Below are 18908 nucleotides of genomic sequence, written 5' to 3'. Positions count from 1 at the left end.
AAAAAACACCTCTTACAAGTCAGCAGAATTCCCTTATAGGCAGCGTGTTGGCTTGTAAGACTTAAATCTGTATGTTATGTATAGTTTCAAAGAAAAGAAGACACATTTCGTGGCTCTCCGGAATCCGGATGTGGCACAATATGACCTTGAGTTACTGGCTAAAGAAGTTCCTGGATTTCCGCAGCTTGCCACATTCTCACGCAATCCCAAACGTTATGCCGATGATATCCTTTATGCACTGTTAGATTGTGCTACACGTGAGAAGATACGTGAGTATCGCCGGGCTATGATCGCAAAAGAGGCAGAAGATGCCGGAGAAAAGAAAACAGAAGCCCCTGCTGCGGAAAAACCGGCCGAAAAAAAACAGCAAATGCCCAAAGGGGAAACAACACATGCTGAAGGAACCAGTCCACATGACGACATTGAAAAGCCTGAAACAGCTCCGGCTGACAACTCGGCAGAAGAGTTGAAACAAGCGCTTGATGAAGCGGAAGCCCGTGCTGAAGAAGCCGAACAGCGTGCCGATGAAGCGGAGGAAGCCAGGGATGAAGCGGAAGCCCGTGCCCAGGAGACTGAGCAGGCGCTGGAAGAAGAGAAAAAAAAAGAGCCGGCCAAGGTTCCGGTAAAGTCCAAAAGCAAGAGGAATACCCGCAAATCGACTGGGACAACCTCTTCGACCCGCAAGTCCAAATAGCCACACTCATCTACAACGACCGTGTGGTCACTTGGAAACAGATGAAGCAGCTCGACGAAAGTCTGGAAAGAAAACCGCAGAAGCGTGACATCATGGACATGGTGGAACTGCGTATCCGTAATCTTCAGGCATTCGATGAGCTGCAATCGTTCAACGACACTGGGAAGTTCCTCTACATTCATCCGCTCATAGCCCACCAGTCAGAGAGAGCACAACTGGAGAAGCTGCTGCAGACGGACCCGCAGGAGTTCCTGCGCCTGCATAAGAATGTGACGGACAATATCCGCAGATACGAGTGTTACCTGAAACGCGCTGACAGGCAAAACAAGCGCACCCAAGACAAGGAGAATCTCCGACGTCACCGTGAACGGGAATCACTGTTCAAAGCAATATTGCAAAAATTCAATTCGAAGTAAAATGGAAAAGCTGATAGAAGTATTTAATTTGGGTGGTTTGCCTACTGCCCCGCTGGATTCGTTCTTGGAGCTTCAGGAAGACTTCAAGAAGTCTGATCCTGACAAATTATCGAAACTGCAGATGCTTATCATCACCCGTGGTTTCAAGTATGCGTTCAAAGCCTGGCAGGATCCGGACGGAAAGCTCTGGATTATCGATGCCCATCAGAGACGGAAGGCACTGCTTGCATTGCGCAAGTCCGGGTTTACAATACCGGAAATACCTTATGAACCCATTTTTGCGGCAGACAAAAAGGAAGCGGTAGAGGAAATAGCAGCCTATAATTCCGAGTTTGCCACCAGGAATCCGGATACCCTGCTGTTCAAAAAATATAATATAGATTCTGACACCCTGCAGCGCTTCAACCTGGGTTATGAGGTCAAGACCACTGATTTCGGGCAGGTTTCCCCCCTTTTTGCCCAAGAACATGAGTCGGAAAATGTGCAGGAAGATGCCATTGATTTTAATGTTCCTGCATCTGAAGATACTGTAATTGCCAGACCCGGCGATATATGGTTGCTCGGTAACCATCGTCTGATGTGTGGTGATTGCCGTTCCAAATCGGACATCACGGCGCTGATGGACGGACAGCATGCGGACTTGTGCGTCACAGACCCACCGTACAACGTGAACTATGAAGGCGGTACAGAGGAGGAACTCACCATCCAGAACGATTCCATGGAAAACGACTTGTTCGCCACCTTTCTCAGGCAGGTGTTCTCTGTCATGTTTGCCGTACTCAAGCCGGGAGGATCCTACTATATATTCCATGCGGACAGTGAAGGCGAGAATTTCCGGGCTTCTCTCAGGAAAGCGGGATTCAAGATTGCACAATGCTGCATCTGGGTAAAGAATACTATGGTGATGGGACGCCAGGATTATCAATGGCAGCATGAACCTTGTCTCTATGGCTGGAAACCGGGTGCCGGACATCAATGGAATTCCAACCGTAAGCAGACTACCGTCTGGAATTTCGACAAGCCGCAGCGCAATGCCATACATCCGACAATGAAGCCCATAGCCCTTATGGCATATCCTATATCCAATTCCAGCACTCCCGGTCAGATAGTCCTCGACATCTTCTCCGGATCCGGTTCTACACTCATGGCATGCCAGCAGATAGACCGTATCTGTCATGCTATGGAGATAGACTCGAAATATGTTACAGCCACCATTCACAGGTACCGCGCCATGTTCCCTGAACAGCCCATCCGGTTGATTCGGAACGGGAAATCACATGATGTGGAACAGACAGCAAAGATTATGACTGGCCCAAACAAGGTAATCCAATGAGACATGCATCACTTTTCAGCGGAATAGGTGCGCCGGAATTGGCCGCTTATTGGTTGGGTTGGGAAAATGTATTCCATTGCGAAATCAACCCATTTTGCAGACAAGTACTTAATTATTGGTTCACTAATTCAAAAAGTTATGAGGATATCACAAAAACAGATTTTAGAGAATGGCAAGGGAAAATTGATGTCCTCACAGGAGGATTTCCATGCCAACCGTTCAGTGTGGCCGGAAAGAGAAAGGGAACAGAAGATAACCGCTACCTCTGGCCGGAATTTAAACGTGCCATACGGGAAATCAGACCGCCTTGGGTTGTTGGTGAGAATGTTGCTGGCATCTTATCAATGGTACAACCCAGTAAGAAGGCTGACATGGAAAGTATGCCGACTACGGAGCATGAGGATAAACAAGAGTTTGTCATCGAAACCATCTGCAAGGATCTTGAAGCCGAAGGATATACTGTCCAACCGATTGTTATACCGGCTTGTGCCGTCGGTGCGCCCCATAGAAGAGACAGAGTCTGGTTCATCGCTTGTAACAACAGCTTCAGATTACGAAAAAAAAGGAGCAAAGGAAAATCGGATATGGATGGCAGAATACCTCCGTACGAATTTGTTGCAGACTCCCACGACTGTCCAACGTTGCGAAGCACCGGAAAAAATGAAGGAAAGTACACTCAAAAAGGGGTACAAGAACGGAACGACATACAACAGTCTGCTAAGCCAGCTTGTTTATGGGGGACTTCTTCCTACTCCTCAAGCGGCAGACAGTTCAATTGGTGCAGTAATAGGACAGAACGACCGCTTTATCATTACGAAGAACGGGATGTTTCGGAAAGTGAATCAGAACGGTTCGAACGGAAGTGTGGGACTTGGAAGGATTTTCCATCTGATGAGCACACCGACTGCGTCGGATTGGAAGGGAGGCTCGACAAGGAAAAATCCCTCTCTCCAGAGAACGAGTCTGCGTGGGGAAATACATGCGGATTACGGTATTGGGAAGACTTCCCAACTCAACCCCCTATTTGTCGAGGAGATGATGGGATTTCCGATTTATTGGATACTGATGCCATTTTTAAAGGCTCCCGGTCCATCCGTCAAAACTCTTATTCCAGATGGAGGACAGAAGCTATAAAAGCCTATGGAAATGCCATGGTGCCGCAAGTGATATATCAGATATATAAGACCATCAACGAAATAGAACAATAACATGAAAAATGAAATCAGTCCAACTTCAAATGTCGATAAGGCCACCTTGATAGGTGACGAATATGTATCCCAAGTGCGTACTTTCGGTGCCTTGGGGTACACTCCACACCGTATATGTACGCTTCTCGGCCTGCGTGGGAAAGAAAAAATGGCACTTATAGTCCGTCTGTCGATACCCGGTGACGTATATTACGACGCCTACCGTAACGGTTGTGCCCTGGGAGAATACAATATCGATGCCGAACTTGCCAAGAAAGCCGAAACCGGTGATGTGTCGGCCATTGAGACCTTGGAAACACGTAAGCAGGAACGGACAGTCAAAGACTTAAGAAACCAACTTTTTGGAATATGACCAGACTCGACACCCTTGATAAGATACATCCGGACTTGATAACCGCATTCCTCACCACCGGGAAGTGTGATAGCATTCCTGCCGATGTGCAGTTATTCCTCAAGCAGCTGCAATGGGCTGCGGAGATTTACGAATACGAACGTAACATCACCCGTGCCGCCAAGCAGCTGCGCCAGCGCATCAATGCCCAGCAGCAGATAAATGTGGATGAACGTACATGTAAGGCACGCATTTATGCAGCCATCAATTACTTCAATATCGACAACAATGTGTCCATCAAGGTGTGGGAGTCCAACTATGCCGACAAGTACGAGGATCTTGCCAAACTATGTGCGGCTGCCGGTGACTACAAGACCCAGGGCAAGTGCTATGCCGCTGCTCTGGAGTGCCGTCGCCGTGCCGCCGAGATTGCCGAAGCTGACCGTAATCTGGGAATCGTTTTCCTGATATCTCCCGAACTTACTCCGGAAGACCTGGGATACAGCAAGGCCTCCCTGAAGGAGATTGCCTCCAAGCACAATAAAGGGTTCTATCTGAACCTGATAGAGAACCTTCCCATCGAGAAAGCCGAAAAGAAGCGCCTGCTGCGCGATGCGGATATTGAGGAAGCTGAATACGAAGAACTTAATGAAGAGTGAGATGAAAACAGATATTGAAACCACTTCCCGATTTGAGGAATACTACATGAACCAGATGCAGATACTGGTCAATGTCATCGATGCCAACAACATTTTTGCCGAGGTGGCGCGTGCCGGTGGTAAGACGGAAGGTATCACCGGGCCACGTATCATCCGTGTGGCCAATGACATGCCAGGCGAACTGTCGTTCCTGGTACATAAGACCTACGTTGCCTTGATGACGAACGTATGGCCCAACCTTCAGGCTTATTTCTCCAGGGAAGTCACCGTAGGTGGGAAGGTGCGCTCCATGCTGGAATATGGTATTGACTATGTGGTGGGCGAAAATAAGCTCCCTTCTCATTTCCGCAAGCCCCGATATCCCATATCCTACCCCAAACACAGTGTCGTTTTCCGGGATGGCCATCACATCCAGTTGGTAAGTTCGGATCAGCCGGAGTCCGTTGCCGGACGCTCTGCCGTTCACGCCATCATTGAAGAGATGAAACACAACAAAGGGGAGAAATTGAAAACCCGCTTGTTCCCTTCCCTCCGTGGTGCCAGTGCCGAAATACGCCGGTCACCTTATTACCAAGGTATCACGGGCGTATCCGATACCGCGCGTGTGGATCTCGGCGAAGATGACTGGTTCGAGGAATATGAGAAGAATATGGATACGAAACTTATGGAGGAAATTTCTACAGTTGCGCTTCATGTAAATGCAGCTATCTATCAGAAATACAATCTCATAAATTCCCAACGGGAAACGACAAATCCCGTTACCCTTGAACGTATCCGTCTTGAAATCATCAGACAGGACCGCATCATATCCTTATGGCAGCCCCGTCTGGCAGACATGCGCCGTAACGCCACGTTGTACGTCCGTGCCAGTTCCTTCTGCAACAAGGATATTCTTGGTCCGAAGTTCTTCAAGACGCAGCTTGAGACCTTGGATATGGACGAATTCCTCACTTCCATCTGCGCTATCCGCCATAAGGAGGTTATCAACAAGTTCTTCGCTAACTACAACAAGGAGAAACATCAGTATGCAGACAGCTATATCTATGAATCCATTCTACGACTTGACCTGCGGGAACATTTTCTACTCACAGCCCGCTATTTGAAGCACTACAACAAGCGTGACGAGCTACTGGTAGGATATGACCCCGGCCACTTTTCCAGCCTTGTTGTCGGGCAGGAAAAGGAATACGGCCGTCAGCTCCGTATTATAAAGGAACTCTATTGCTGTTACCCGGATGAACAGCCCGAACTCGCCCGTCAGTTCTATGAGTTTTTCGGTGCTGATTCCCTGAATAAGCGTATCATTCTCTACCCTGACCGTGCCGGGAACAAACGCCGTGAGGAACTGGAACAGATAACCACCGACAGCCGTGCCCTGAAACGTGAGCTGGAAAGTTATGGCTTTGAGGTGGAACTGATGAACGAAGGGCAGGCCACCGTATATCATTGGCAACAGTTCAAGTTGTTGCTTCTTATGTTTGGAGGCCGGAGCAATGCCTTGCCAGAAATTTTGATAGACGAGAACGAATGCAAGAACCTTTGCAGTGCCATTATGCTGTCACCGTTAAAAAAAACGGAAGGCCGCATCGAGCTGGACAAATCGTCGGAAAAGAAAGTGCCTCTCAAGAACCAGGCCGGACTGACAACGCAGCTTCCCAGTGCCCTGATTTATCTTCTTTTCGGGCGTTATGGAAACAAAGTGTTGAGTGAATTATCGTCCATGCCGGACAATTTACCTGATAATCTGGCTATATAACGGCTGTTTTTCACTATAAAATAGTCAGTAAAGATACAATAATGGTATCGTTTGACATTAAAACAAACGCCTTTCATTTAGAAACCAGACTTTTATGTTTTTAAAAAAGGAAAGCGTTTTCTTCGTGAGGCGCTGTTCAGCACGCACCGCTGAGTTTTGGGATTGCAAGGCATCCTCCGGCATTCCTCGGAAATATGACGGAGGGCGCTTCTCGTCCTTTTTCCCACAGCAGAATCCTGCTACTTTCGGGCATGGAAATGACAATGACCGGTATTCAAGCGATGCAATGGGCCAAAGAGATATCAAAACTGCCTAACGGCTGCTTTACCATTGCCTTCTTCCCGTGTTCCAGGCATAAGGGGGAGGCATCAGCCACATTGACAGTTAAAGAAGGATGCAGATGGCGTACTCAACTGCCTGAAGAAAGATTCAGTATAGACAGTGACAACTTCTTTCTGTTTACAGACGCAGACGGGGAACCCAAGATGTGCTACCGTATTCTCATCAGGTACATGGGCTTTCCTCAAGATGGTTTCAAACTTCATAAAATAGATTGGTTATGAGTAAAAGCAATCTCAAAATGGTAGGCAACTTCGGTTGCTATCTTGACGATGACAATGTAATATCCTTCCAGATTGGAGACAGGCCAATGACTTCAGTCCTGGAACCGGACCCGATGTTCCCCCTGAGTAGAGGAAGTCTTCCGGATACGCAGTGGCAGAGCATCCAAGGATTCCAGGTGTGCAGCCGTGGCTTCAACAACATGAAATGCGAGGAAGTCGCGTCCGACATAAAGAAGAACCGGCTTCTGCCAAGACTGATTACCAAGCAGGTCAGCATGCTGTATGGCCATGGGCTTGCCGTGTACAAGCCGGCAATCGTGGACGGGAAACTTCAGAAACAGTGGGTTGACTGTCCGGAAATCATGGACTGGCTCAACAGTTGGGAACAGCGCGGTCTTGAATCGGGTTATAAGGAAGTGGCCAAATCAATCATCAAGAACTACTACTATTTCAGGGACTGTTTCGTAAAGTGGCGCTTCACAAAGGGAAAAGCAAGAGGGACGATGCCCGTTGCCGGCCTTGAATCCATGGAGAACAGACATTGCCGGCTGGCCACCACCAAGAAGGATGTGGCGACAGATGTTGTCTACTACCGGGATTTCCGCTACATTGCCGTAGGGCGTTGGGGGTATGGCACATCCACTTTCCGCATCTATCCGAAGTTTTCCTTTTCGGAGCTTGCCAATTACAGATTCGCGGCCATTTCCCATCACCGGGAAAAATCCGTGGATGAGTTCTACGGTGTGAACGAAACCCATGCCGGTACCCGCTCCTACATCAAGGGTTCCAACGATACGGCTGATTATATCAACTCCTTTTTACGTAATTCGCTTGCCGCCAAGATACACATTGTCATCCCCAATGCCTGGCTTGAGTCCAAGAGGATCCAGATAACCAAACTCTGCGACGAGAATAAACGGCGCAAGAAAAACAATGAGGAAGAACTGATGTACAATGGCATCGTGATTGGTTCGGAATTCAAGGAATCCACCCTGATAAAGTATCTGCAGTCTGAACTGCGCAAGATCTCCCGCTATCTGTCCGGTGCAGACAACCAGGGTAAGGCGTATGCGACAATCAGCTTCAAGAACAGCCAGGGCGAAGAGGAACGCTGGAAGATAGAGACGGTTGATTTGAAATACAAGGAATATATCGATGCCTTGATATCCTATGACAAACGCGCCGATGAGGTGCTGCTGTCAAGCGTGGGACTTGACTCCTCCATATCCAGTGTCAGCAAGGACGGGGTCATATCCAAATCAGGAGCCGATGCGTATTACAACTATCTGATATACATTATGTCACTGACCTCGGAAGACGAAATATGCTCCGAACCGTTCAATATGGCCATACAGATTAACTTTCCCCATTTGTACAGCCAGGGGTACCGTCTTGGATTCTATCGCGAAGTCCCGGCACGCCAGGAAGATGTTTCACCTCAAAACAGACTAAATCAGCAACAGTCATGAGAATATTGGAAGAACTGTTTACCACCATTTCGGAATTTCGGAAGTATGCTCCCTATGCAGAGAGCAATGTCACTTTCGACCAGCTCAATTCGTCTGCCATTTCTGCGAAAAAGCAGATGGTTATCATCCTTACCAAAGATGTCTACACCGATCTGACGGCAGACGAGGGCGAACTGAAGGAGGCCCTGCGTCTTGCTATGGCCAATCTTACCATGGCCAAACAGCTCATTTTTGATGTTGTATCCAAGCGTAAGGATGATGTCGATATATACAAGCATGAGCAGGAAAGCATGCGCAGGTCGTATATCGAGAATTATTATAATGCCATGGATACTGTCATTCAGTTGCTTGACAACAGTCAGACCGTGCCCTCCTGGAAAGATACGAGATACAAAAAGATGCTTGATGTTCTTAAAATAAAGAGTACGGAGGAGTTCGACATGCTGTATACGATAGACATGTCCTATCTGTTCTTTTTCCGGACCATACCGATCCAGAGCGAAGCGCTGGATGACGGGATATCGGCCTATTTTGAACGGGCAGAGAAAAAGGAGGAGGTATTGCGCCCGCTCAAACGATGCCTCGCCAAGCAGACCATAGCCATTGCCCTGCGGAGATTTGACATTATAGAGTTTCCACCGACAATAAGAAGTCTGTTTGACGAGTCTAAGGCAAGCAGGTCTGGGAAGGATGAGCAGGCCCGCATGCTTGAGTTGTCCGCTTCTCTGCTTGAAGAGGTGAAGCGGGAACTGGCCAATATAGATCTGCTTTTGTCAACGGACAGTTCCGGCTCTGTAGATACGAACACATCCTTTAACCGTCCGGACGACATAATAATGCTGATGCCATGTTGACAATAGATTTTATAGCAAAAGGAATGCAATACAGCATCCCCAATTCCTGGGATGGATTAACTCCTTATCACTTCCAAGCACTCATGCGTGATATACAAAAGTTTGCGGATGGAAAAATATCCGTCGGCATGGTCCGTGCGAATTATGTTTGCCGGATTATGGGATGGAATCTTCAAAAAATAAGGAATACGGATGGATGGGCAAATGTGGCCTGGCTTGCAGAGCAGGTGACATTTCCGTTCACGATTGTCTATCCGGATAATGATGCAGCACTCCAGGAATTGGATTCTGAAACATACAGACTCTGTAAGAAGATACCACCACACCGGTTGCATGGAATAACCATATCCAGGTATCTGGACAGACTGGACTACAAATATGCAGTCGACTCATGTTTCTGCAAACAACTAGTTCCGGCGATACATCTTGAGGATGAAACTTTTTTTGCCTATAATATAGAAACCATGTTCAACCGTCTTACTTGCTCGCTTACGGCACTCCAGTTCATTGAGGCACGTGGTCTCCTTGGATGTCCGAAAGAGCAGCTTCCGTTATTGGCCGCTATCCTTTACTATCCGGACCGGTATTCATCTGCCGGAGCGCATAAGTTGGCACAGAAGTTCACTGGGCTGCCGATGGATGAGCTTATTCCCATAGCCTTCAATTTTCAGGCCTTCATCAATTATCTGTTTACCAAAACTGAGTTCAAGTTGCTTACAGAACTTGAGGAGACCAAAGTTTCTGCCATTTCCACGGGTGCACTTGAGTCTCTGTACAACTTGAGTTCAGACGGGTTTGGGGATATTGAAACCATCGAACACATGAATGTCATCCAGTATTTGACCATCCTCCGGAAAAAAATTATTGATACGGTGCGCAGCCTGCATGCGGCCAAAATGGATAAAGCGGATATTGCGAGAGAAACCAGACTTCCAATTCACATAATAAATGAGATCCTATGATACTTGATTTGCTCAGATATTTTGCCTGTTTTCCCAAAAAGGAAGGGGTTGTCTCCATGTTCGCCAACGGCTCAAGTGACTTTATCCAATATGCGGAACTGCTTGGGTATGTCAAGAAACTCCCGGAACCGATAATGCCCGAACTTGAGAATCTTGTTTTCGGGCAGTCATACGATTACGTAAAGAAGCGCGTCGATAATATTACCGGCAACTATCTGTTCGTGGATTTCGGAGAATTCACATCAAGCCGTGACACACACAACTCCATTCTTGACAGCCAGAAACTTGCCGCCACCATAGCCATGAAAGTTTCGGATTCCGCAGACATGGTTGAGACGGCCATTGCTTCTGAAATAACATTGTCTCTCCTTGCGGAACTCAGAAAAAGGCTTATTTTTGATTCACGGTCTGAGGATTTGCCATGGCTTGATAAGATATCGGAGAATCATGACATTATCCCTTTTGTCTCATCCGAATTCAAATCCATAGGTTGGACACTCATGTTCAGTTCTGCCGCGACCGATTTGTTCAATGCTAAACCTTCCCTTAATGAGTAGCTGATACTGTTGTGCCAATCATTAAATAATTCAGAAACTTTTTGTTCATGTTGTTTATTTCCATCCTGGTCGTGGGCTGTCGAAGTTCGCGACCAGGAGCTACTCATGATTACTCTTTTCCGTCATCCCTACCACGAGAAATAATCATTCTTTTACTCAAGCTAAACAAAGCTAATACGCTGATAATAAACAAGATATTACTACGTTATGCGCGTTAATAGTGTTACCTTAGCTGTACGAAAAATAAAGGATAAAACATTATGAACGAACAAGTTACAAACATTCTTAACCAGAGCATAACAAAGACGGCAAAGATACAGCAGCTCCTTCTTTTAGGTCTGACCCGCCGCCAGGTAGCCGATTTGGTAACAAACGGAAATTACGGTTTCGTGCAGAACGTATATAAGAAAATGCTGGAAGCCGGAAGATTCGGCCAGCAACCGGCCATCGCAGCCTGCCCCGAATTGGACTATACTTTCAACAGACGTTTCGGCATCGAGATAGAGGCATATAACTGCGAAAAGGGAGTTCTTGCCCGTGAACTTCGTGAGGCCGGAATTGCAGTTGCAGTGGAAGGTTACAACCATAACACCCGCGACCATTGGAAGCTGGTTACAGACAGAAGTCTTAGAGGGAACGATACTTTCGAGCTGGTAAGCCCGATACTTGAAGGGGAAGCCGGATTGCAGGAACTTCAGAAGGTATGCTGGGTGCTCGATTATTGCAATGTGAAGGTGAACGACAGCTGCGGCCTTCATATACACATGGACGCTGCAGACTTTACCATTGAAACCTGGCGCAACCTTGCAATAACTTACCGCCGCCTCGAACCGGTAATCGACTCCTTTATGCCGGGTACCCGCCGGAACAACAGATATTGCAAATGCCTTACCGGAATTTCAGAACGCAGTATAACGGAGGCAGAGAACATCATGCAGCTACGTTCAGCCTTTGGAAACGACCGCTACCACAAATTGAACCTTGAGGCTTACGCACGCCACCGCACAGTTGAATTTCGCCAGCATTCGGGTACCACCAATTTCACAAAGATGGAAAATTGGATACGGTTTGCCGCCAACATGATTACCTTTGCAAAATACGGCATGGTGAATTCGGGATGCCCGCTTTCAAATATCCCCTTTCTGACAGCCGACCAAAAAGTATTTTTCAAATTGAGAACCAAAAAATTAGCATAATATGATGACAACTTACACTTTGCAGGATGGCGGTATAATTGCCGCCTCCTGCCCTGCAGACTTTGTAACCAAACTCCGTGAAAGCAGCCGTTTCGACAGTGAATGTACCGACCAGGAATATATGTACCATTTCGCCGACCGTTTCCATGACCAGACGGGGCATGTAGTCCGAGCTGATACCCCGGAGCATTTTTTGGAGGATTTGCTTTCCAACGGGTATATGAAAGTAGAATAATCCCCTCCAAACAAAAGAAGGCTTCCAACTTGTGTGAAAGCCTTCTTTATATTGATGTGGTCGGTAGAACGAAAAATCCCCGTAGCGGTTCATACTACGGGGATAAGTTGTCATAAAACGTCTCTCAAGATATGGAGAGTGAACCTAATTGTTTGCTTATATCCTGGAGAGCGAAGTTGAATGTCTCCAAATCCTTTTTGCTGAGCGTATAAACTTTACCCCTAACTTTGCTGCCATTGATACGTTGGCTAAGCCATGCGGTACTTTTACCGAAATACTTCTTGGCAATGTATCCCAATGGAATGATTTCCGTATAGGGAGCTATTTGTTGCTTCAATGTGATATAGTTGTTCAATTCTTCAGCTTCTGATGAAACCTCCTTGTAGCCATTGATTAGGAAATCGGCTATTGCATCAACATCTTTTTGATCTGTGTATTTACTGGTTATTTCATCAGAGAGAGCAACATATTTCTCCATAGCATCCGGTGTGCCGGAGTGAGCGATTTCATGCAATTTCTTCAAATCATCTTTAAGTGCCATAAGCTTATTGTTTTGTGCTCCCCTTATGGGGAGCTTGTTTAACTTCATTTTTCCAATTCTTTCAAAACCTTTTCTAAAAGTGCTATCTGTTTGTCTGTTTCCAGTTTTGCATCCAAGAGTTCATCCATCTTCTGCCTACTCATTTGGTTTCCTGCATTCTTGAAAGTGTGTTCATACATTTTAGATAACAATTTTAACTGGGTAAGCTTTGCAACCAGTTGCATTTTTGTTTCTTTTTCCATATCTCTTTGTTTTAATGACAATGCAAATATACATAAATATTTCTTTATGCACAAATTCCATAAAGAAAATTTTATGTATTTCTTCTTTATTGAACAAAAATGCATTTTCTGCACATGAAAATTTTAACATGTGCAGAAATGGGGTATATTTGCACTTATAACTTAATATTCATACTGTATGAAAAAGGCACTTTTATTATTTGTGCTGATGAGCTTGACCTTATTCACTCATGCACAAGAGAACAATTACGAAGAACTAAAATTTTTCAAAGTGATTCAATCCGAAAATAATGCAGACAAAAATAGCCTATACGCTGCACTACGTAGTTTTATGGCTATTTATTATGCTAATTCCCAAAATGTTATTCAAATGGATGATAAAGACGCAGGAATTCTTATAGGGAAAGCTACATCTGTATTCGATTCTCCCAGTATGATGCTTTCTGCGTATGAAGGATGGTTAGACTATAATTTAAAGTTGCAAGCACGTGATGGACGGGTAAGAGTAGAAGTTTCTCATTTTTTTCATCATAACAAACCAGGAAATCAGAAAAAAGCACAATTAGGAGTTCTTACTAAGGCAGATGAATATACTGATAAAGGTATGCAAAAGAAGTATCACAATAAAGTATGGTTAATGCTGAAAGAACAAGCGGCTAAAATCAGTTCTGATATTTTTGTTAATGTTGAAAAGGTTATAAAAGAAGGAGCCACTATTCAAAGCGAAGATGATAATTGGTAAGTTACTTATATAGGGTAATACAAGTATTTATATATTTAAGAGCTGACGAAATATTGCAATATTTCGTCAGCTTTCTTTTTTGTTTCAAAAAAAAATCCCATATTTGCAGTGCCAAATAAAACGATAGTATCATCTATCCCGTTGCGTCCGGTAGACGCTCAATACGAAATTGGGCTTTTTTTATGTCCATCGATTTGCTTAAACATTAAGTATTTAGCAAATTCATATACGAAACTTACGGCTGTCTTTTCCATTTTCGGACCCTTCGGGAATACGAATCGTTTTGTTTGGCGACTTTAACGGGAAAATGACAGCCGTTCGTGTATTCGAGAACTTGCCATTAATGCCAAACAAAACGATTCGTATATGAAAAATCAAATTCCCGGCACTCTCAACGTGCCTGCCTCCGGCATCCCTACCGTGGGCGAATCCGTTAACGCTCTTACCGAGCAAGTCAATAACCTCCAGCGCCGTTACTACCGTGCTTTGGCTCCCAACTGCGAAGTCAAGACCGAAGCAGACCACTGGTACTTCCGCGCCATCGTATGGGCATGTGCCGGGATGGTGTTCCCACCATTGGTTGTGGTCACTGCATTGTGCGTTTATAAGGCAAAGAAGTGCCAGAAAGGAGGTGCCAAATGAACCGTATCAAGTCTATAGCACAAAAAGATATTTATGTTCAAGCCGAACGTCTTTGTACAGGAACTGAAACAAGTGAGTATAAATATTGCCTTGCTTATTATGGCAACTTTGTGATGTGTGACATCTCTGCGGAGGATGCCCGTGAAATCATTTCCTGCCTGCAGCATGCGCTTGATGTTAATGAGAAAGGAGGACAAAATGAAAAATAAAGAGCAAGAACAGAAAATTACCGATATCAGTATCCATATAGCATCCTTGTCCGCATCGTTCAAACCTGCCCCGGATGCACGCCATGCCACCCATTGGTTCACTACGGATGAAGTCTACGACGCCATTCGTCGCATTGATCCTGGAGCGCATATTAGTAAGGAGCAGGTTCATCAAGCCATGCTTGATGCCGGTTATAAATACCAGAACCGTCCTGGTTCATCAGGACTGGACTTCCGGTGGATGCTCCAAGCGAGAAACTAAATACTACTGTCATATAGGGGGTAATTGTTCGTGATGAATAGTTGCCCCTTCGTTTTATGTCCTTTCCGTACCCCCTCCCCTATTCTATCTTCGCTGGAAATAACAGTGAATATGATTACAGACCAGCTTGTCAGAGAACGTTTTGTCCATGATATAATGTCTCAAGGCATCAACCTTATTTATGAGACACAAGAAAAAGTTGTGCGTACATATCTCAACTCACGGTCTGGTGACCTGGTGGCACATCTTCAGAAACGTCCGTTCATTGCCCAGGAATCAGATACGAAACAAGCCTATTATCTGCGTATATTCCCATATCTCCGCTTCCTTGACATCTATTATCGTCGTGGAGCCAGTGACCGTATTTCCCGTCACATTCGCCGTAATCTTGCTCTTTATAACCGGGTGGTCTGGGGAGTGCTGTATCATGAGACATTCCCGGAAATAAAGTACGGTTTCACGGAAGAAGTTCGTACCAATATTCGCAAGGAACTGGAGCAGGCCCTTCAATATGAAAACTCAAACTGGTAACATTATGGCAAAAAAGCATTTATCCGAAGACGAAATCAAACTCATAATCTCAGGTGACAGTTCCAAGCTTCAGGAAGAGCTGCATACACTGACCAAGGAAACCAAGGCTTTGAAAAAGGAAGAGGCCGAACGCCGCAAGGCTATGGTGGAGCTCGAAGCCCAAGGCAAAAAGAACACGAAAGACTATCAGAACCTTGCGAAAGAGTGCAAAGACTATACTGCCAAAATTTCCAAAAACAATGAGAAAATAAGTCTGCTGACCCGTAACTTGAAAGTCAACGATCTCACCATGAGACAGCTCAAGAAAGAAGCTAAGGAGCTTTCCGCTGCTTTGGATGATATGACTGAATCTGCGAATCCGGAAGAATATGCCAAACTCAATACCCGTCTCAGAGAAGTCCGTGCCCGCATGAGCGAGTTACGCAGTGCAGGTAACAACATGAACAATGAGTTCGGCAACAGCGTGAATTGGATGTCCAAGTTAAAAATGGCAGCCAAGGCTTTCATTGCCGTTAAGGTTGTCGGATGGCTTAAGGATGTCCATAACCAGGCATACGAGACACGCAAGGAATTCGCCAAATACGAGGCAGTCCTTCGGAATACTTTCCAGTCGCAGAAGAAGGCCAATGATGCCATGAAGATGCTTCAGCAATTGGCAGCAGACACCCCATCGTCCTTGCAGGAATGGACTGAAGCATATATCAAGCTGGTTAATCGTGGGGTCAAGCCTACCAGCCAGGAGCTTGTCAACATGGGAGACCTTGCCGCTTCCCAAGGAAAGTCCGTCGATCAGCTCATTGAGGCTATACTTGATGCGATGACCGGGGAGAACGAACGTCTGAAGGAGTTCGGTATCAAGGCTTCCAAATCCGGGGAGACTACAAAGTTCTCTTTCCGGGGAGTGACTACCGAAGTGCGCAATTCTGAGGATGCCATCAAGGATTATCTTCTTTCTCTCGGTCGTGTCGACGGCATTGCCGGTTCCATGGCCGTGCAGATGCAGGAACTTGAAGGAATCCAGTCCAACCTTGGAGACACAATGGATGCCTTTTTCAATAAAGTGGGAAAAAAGCTGGAGCCGTTCTGGAAATCCATGTTGAAGTATGCCAATGGATTCTTCACTAAACTTGGGGAAATGTTCACCACTTATACGGAAACTTACGAGAACCATTTCGACAAGATGGTACAGCTTGAGAGCGCATTGCCGGGACTGTTGAACCGATACGAGGAACTGACCGGCAAGTCCTCCCGTTCCGCTGAGGAACAGAAAGAGTTGGCCAATGTCATAGCCCAGATAAGGAACATGGTACCTGGCGCAGCGACAGCATTCGACCAGTACGGGAATGCCATCGAAATTTCAGGCGAAAAGGTGGAGGAATTCCTTAAGAAACAAAGGGCGCTGCTAAAGTTTGAGAATCAGAAAGCCATCCGGGAAACAACAGAGCAATTGGAAGAATATCGCCAGGCATATAAGAATCTGCTGGAACAGCAGAAACAAGGTGGAAGGACTGTTTTCCAGAGCAACGGCATGTTTGCGGCACCGACAGCATACATCAATACTGAAGCTCTTCCACAAATAGAGCAGGATATAAAAAAGTATGGTGACCTCATTCTGGGTGCCGAAGAGAAATTGAAACAACTGAACGGCCAGACTATTGAAGAAACCGTCAAGAACCAGCAGAAGCTTGCAGAAGCACGCCAGAACTTCAACAAGATGGAGAAGGTTCAGTTGCAAGCCTGGATAAAGAACAATAAGGATGCTGCCGGTGAGTATGTGGAAATAGCCCAAGAAATATACAACAAACGTTTCCCGGCAGAGGACTCTGACGCGACCAGGAAGAAGGCTGAAAAGGCTGCCAAAGAAGCAAAGTCGGCTGCAGAAAAAGAGCAGAAAGCAAAAGTCTCTACGGAGCAGGAAGCTGCCAAGTCTCTTGAAGCATTAAGGGAGGAAGAACTGCAATCCCAACAGAAATGGTATAATGATTCGTTTGCCGCTCTTTCAGCTTTTCTGGCATCAGGAAAAATGAGTAAGGAACAATATGAAATGCTGGTACTCGAACTTGAAAAATCGTATGCGGAAAATAGGCTCATCATAGAACAGTCTTATTATGAGGACGCCATATCCATGGCCATTTCCAATGCAGAAACCAAGGAAAATCTCGTCCGGAAGTCCAATCAACGTGTCATTGATGCGGAGAAGGCGGCGAATGCCAAGCGTGCTTCACTGCAGGAAAAGCTGAATACCCTTGTCAAGGACTTCAAATCAGAGTTCAAGGTTACTACAGTTGATGAAGACTATGCCGCGCAACTCAAGGTTCTTGAGGCATCCTACCAGGCGCGCAAGGAAATGGCTGAGAAAAACAATCTTGATACGACAGAATTGGACAGTGCCTACCTTGGAGCTAAGGAACAACTTGAATCCGAACACCAACAACGTATCCAGTCCATTCGTGACCAGTATGGCTTGTCTACACAGCAGGAACGGTTCAATGCGGAACTGGAACAGCTCAGGCTCGCACGTGAACAGCAATTTCTGACTGAGGAACAATATGAGCAAGCCGTCCAGAACCTCAAACGGGACAGTTATAAAAAGCAGTTTGACTATTATTCCAGTCTGTTTTCCGGGGCCATTCAAGCATTGCAGCAAGCGGAAATGGACCAGGTCGATGCAAAATATGATGCGGAAATTGAGGCAGCCCAAGGTAATACGGAAGAAGTGGAACGTCTGGAAAACGAAAAGGCCCAAAAAAAGCTTGATATACAGAAAAAATATGCGGACGTGAATTTTGCAATCAAGGCATCACAAATCATCGCAGACACAGCTGTGTCAATCATGAAAGCATATGCAGATTTGGGACCGATTGCGGGTTCAATCGCAGCAGCCCTTATGGGCGTGACCGGAGCCGCACAATTGGCCAGTGCCAAAGCTGAACGGGATAAAATCAAAAATATGACTCTTTCCGGCAGTAATTCCGGCAGTTCCGGTACCGGCGCACGCGTTGCCACTGGTCGCCAGTCCGGAGGCAAGATTGATGTCCGGCGCGCCCAGGATGGAAAGCTCTTTCCCGATGCCGACTACGACCCTGATGCACGGGGATTCATTGACCGTCCTACTGTCATAGTAGGTGAAGGGCCTTCCGGACAATCCAAAGAATGGGTGGCCAGCAATGCAGCTGTAAGCAACCCTACCGTCGCACCGATACTTGACATACTGGACAAGTCCCAGCAGGCCGGTACCATAAGGACACTTGACCTTAACCAGGCAATCCGTGCTCGAATGGCCGGTTATTCATCCGGTGGCTCCATTGATGCCCAGAAATCTGCAGTGCCGGTACCGCCTGCGCCATCAGGAACCTCTCTGCCTCCAAGACTGATGGAACGCCTGGCCAATGCAATCATCCGTATTGATGAAGAAGGCATCCCAGCATCCGTCACTCTATCTGAACTTGAACGCAAGCAGGAATTGCGGAACCGTTCGCGTAAAATAGGAAGCAAATAACATTTCA

22 protein-coding genes are annotated in these 18908 nt (G+C 46.2%); 20 read left to right on the top strand and 2 right to left on the bottom strand.

The features are described 5' to 3' along the window. Window positions 1-76 precede the first annotated feature (76 nt). The 14 genes from DW896_RS14605 to DW896_RS14540 all read left to right on the top strand — a co-directional run bounded on the left by DW896_RS14605 (window position 77) and on the right by DW896_RS14540 (window position 12233). A complete protein-coding gene (locus DW896_RS14605) occupies window positions 77-694 on the top strand; it encodes a hypothetical protein (protein ID WP_119993435.1) in 618 nt (205 codons plus the stop codon). Window positions 695-735: 41 nt separating this feature from the next. Continuing rightward, complete coding sequence (locus DW896_RS14600) at window positions 736-1110, top strand: hypothetical protein (protein WP_044467552.1); 375 nt, start codon at window positions 736-738, stop codon at window positions 1108-1110. Between the two features lies 1 nt (window position 1111). Continuing rightward, window positions 1112-2443, top strand: coding sequence for a site-specific DNA-methyltransferase (locus tag DW896_RS14595; protein WP_119993433.1), 1332 nt, complete (start codon window positions 1112-1114; stop codon window positions 2441-2443). Continuing rightward, a complete protein-coding gene (locus DW896_RS14590; protein ID WP_119993431.1) occupies window positions 2440-3651 on the top strand; it encodes a DNA cytosine methyltransferase in 1212 nt (403 codons plus the stop codon). The genes DW896_RS14595 and DW896_RS14590 overlap by 4 nt, the downstream gene beginning before the upstream one ends. 1 nt (window position 3652) lies before the next feature. Further along, window positions 3653-4003 (top strand): hypothetical protein, encoded by a 351-nt coding sequence (locus tag DW896_RS14585; RefSeq protein ID WP_119993429.1) that lies wholly within the window; start codon window positions 3653-3655, stop codon window positions 4001-4003. Then, complete coding sequence (locus DW896_RS14580; protein ID WP_119993427.1) at window positions 4000-4641, top strand: hypothetical protein; 642 nt, start codon at window positions 4000-4002, stop codon at window positions 4639-4641. Before DW896_RS14585 ends, DW896_RS14580 begins: the two co-directional genes overlap by 4 nt. A 1-nt stretch (window position 4642) precedes the next feature. Further along, the gene (locus tag DW896_RS14575; RefSeq protein WP_119993485.1) at window positions 4643-6397 is read left to right on the top strand and encodes a hypothetical protein; all 1755 of its coding nucleotides are present in this window, start codon (window positions 4643-4645) and stop codon (window positions 6395-6397) included. Between the two features lie 251 nt (window positions 6398-6648). Beyond that, window positions 6649-6960, top strand: coding sequence for a hypothetical protein (locus tag DW896_RS14570; protein WP_117599681.1), 312 nt, complete (start codon window positions 6649-6651; stop codon window positions 6958-6960). Continuing rightward, window positions 6957-8429: a hypothetical protein gene (locus DW896_RS14565; protein WP_119993424.1), complete on the top strand. Its 1473-nt coding sequence runs from the start codon at window positions 6957-6959 to the stop codon at window positions 8427-8429. The genes DW896_RS14570 and DW896_RS14565 overlap by 4 nt, the downstream gene beginning before the upstream one ends. Next, the gene (locus DW896_RS14560; protein WP_119993422.1) at window positions 8426-9283 is read left to right on the top strand and encodes a hypothetical protein; all 858 of its coding nucleotides are present in this window, start codon (window positions 8426-8428) and stop codon (window positions 9281-9283) included. Before DW896_RS14565 ends, DW896_RS14560 begins: the two co-directional genes overlap by 4 nt. Then, window positions 9277-10245, top strand: a complete 969-nt coding sequence (locus DW896_RS14555) for a hypothetical protein (protein ID WP_119993420.1) — start codon at window positions 9277-9279, stop codon at window positions 10243-10245. Before DW896_RS14560 ends, DW896_RS14555 begins: the two co-directional genes overlap by 7 nt. Continuing rightward, window positions 10242-10802 (top strand): hypothetical protein, encoded by a 561-nt coding sequence (locus DW896_RS14550; RefSeq protein ID WP_119993418.1) that lies wholly within the window; start codon window positions 10242-10244, stop codon window positions 10800-10802. The genes DW896_RS14555 and DW896_RS14550 overlap by 4 nt, the downstream gene beginning before the upstream one ends. 260 nt (window positions 10803-11062) lie before the next feature. After that, window positions 11063-11998: an amidoligase family protein gene (locus DW896_RS14545; protein WP_117652831.1), complete on the top strand. Its 936-nt coding sequence runs from the start codon at window positions 11063-11065 to the stop codon at window positions 11996-11998. 1 nt (window position 11999) lies between these two features. Next, window positions 12000-12233, top strand: coding sequence for a hypothetical protein (locus DW896_RS14540; RefSeq protein WP_044467563.1), 234 nt, complete (start codon window positions 12000-12002; stop codon window positions 12231-12233). 124 nt (window positions 12234-12357) lie between these two features. On the opposite strand, the gene DW896_RS14535 is transcribed toward DW896_RS14540, so the two are convergent. Together DW896_RS14535 and DW896_RS14530 are read right to left on the bottom strand one after the other, a co-directional pair. Next, a complete protein-coding gene (locus DW896_RS14535) occupies window positions 12358-12774 on the bottom strand; it encodes a DUF5053 domain-containing protein (protein ID WP_044467566.1) in 417 nt (138 codons plus the stop codon). Window positions 12775-12818: 44 nt separating this feature from the next. Then, entirely contained in the window at window positions 12819-13016 is a 198-nt protein-coding gene (locus DW896_RS14530) for a hypothetical protein (protein WP_117599675.1), read from the bottom strand. Window positions 13017-13194: 178 nt separating this feature from the next. Between DW896_RS14530 and DW896_RS14525 the strand changes: the two genes are divergently transcribed. From DW896_RS14525 to DW896_RS14500, 6 genes are all read left to right on the top strand, one after another. Next, entirely contained in the window at window positions 13195-13758 is a 564-nt protein-coding gene (locus DW896_RS14525; RefSeq protein ID WP_118358100.1) for a DUF4468 domain-containing protein, read from the top strand. Window positions 13759-14124: 366 nt separating this feature from the next. Further along, on the top strand, window positions 14125-14400 hold the full coding sequence (locus DW896_RS14520; protein ID WP_119993416.1) for a hypothetical protein: 276 nt from the start codon (window positions 14125-14127) through the stop codon (window positions 14398-14400). Then, window positions 14397-14609, top strand: coding sequence for a hypothetical protein (locus tag DW896_RS14515; protein WP_119993414.1), 213 nt, complete (start codon window positions 14397-14399; stop codon window positions 14607-14609). Before DW896_RS14520 ends, DW896_RS14515 begins: the two co-directional genes overlap by 4 nt. After that, window positions 14599-14871 carry a 5-formyltetrahydrofolate cyclo-ligase gene (locus tag DW896_RS14510; RefSeq protein WP_117599745.1) on the top strand — a complete coding sequence of 91 codons (273 nt, stop codon included), beginning with the start codon at window positions 14599-14601 and terminating at the stop codon, window positions 14869-14871. Before DW896_RS14515 ends, DW896_RS14510 begins: the two co-directional genes overlap by 11 nt. Before the next feature lie 111 nt (window positions 14872-14982). Then, a complete protein-coding gene (locus DW896_RS14505; RefSeq protein WP_119993412.1) occupies window positions 14983-15402 on the top strand; it encodes a hypothetical protein in 420 nt (139 codons plus the stop codon). 4 nt (window positions 15403-15406) lie between these two features. Next, window positions 15407-18901, top strand: coding sequence for a hypothetical protein (locus tag DW896_RS14500; RefSeq protein ID WP_119993409.1), 3495 nt, complete (start codon window positions 15407-15409; stop codon window positions 18899-18901). Window positions 18902-18908: the final 7 nt, after the last annotated feature.

It is taken from the genome of Bacteroides sp. AM41-16, from assembly GCF_003603495.1.
In the GTDB taxonomy this organism is placed as follows: Bacteria; Bacteroidota; Bacteroidia; order Bacteroidales; family Bacteroidaceae; genus Bacteroides; species Bacteroides uniformis.
The sequence above is the reverse complement of the archived record's forward strand: the minus strand, read 5'-3'. Positions and strand labels throughout refer to the sequence as shown.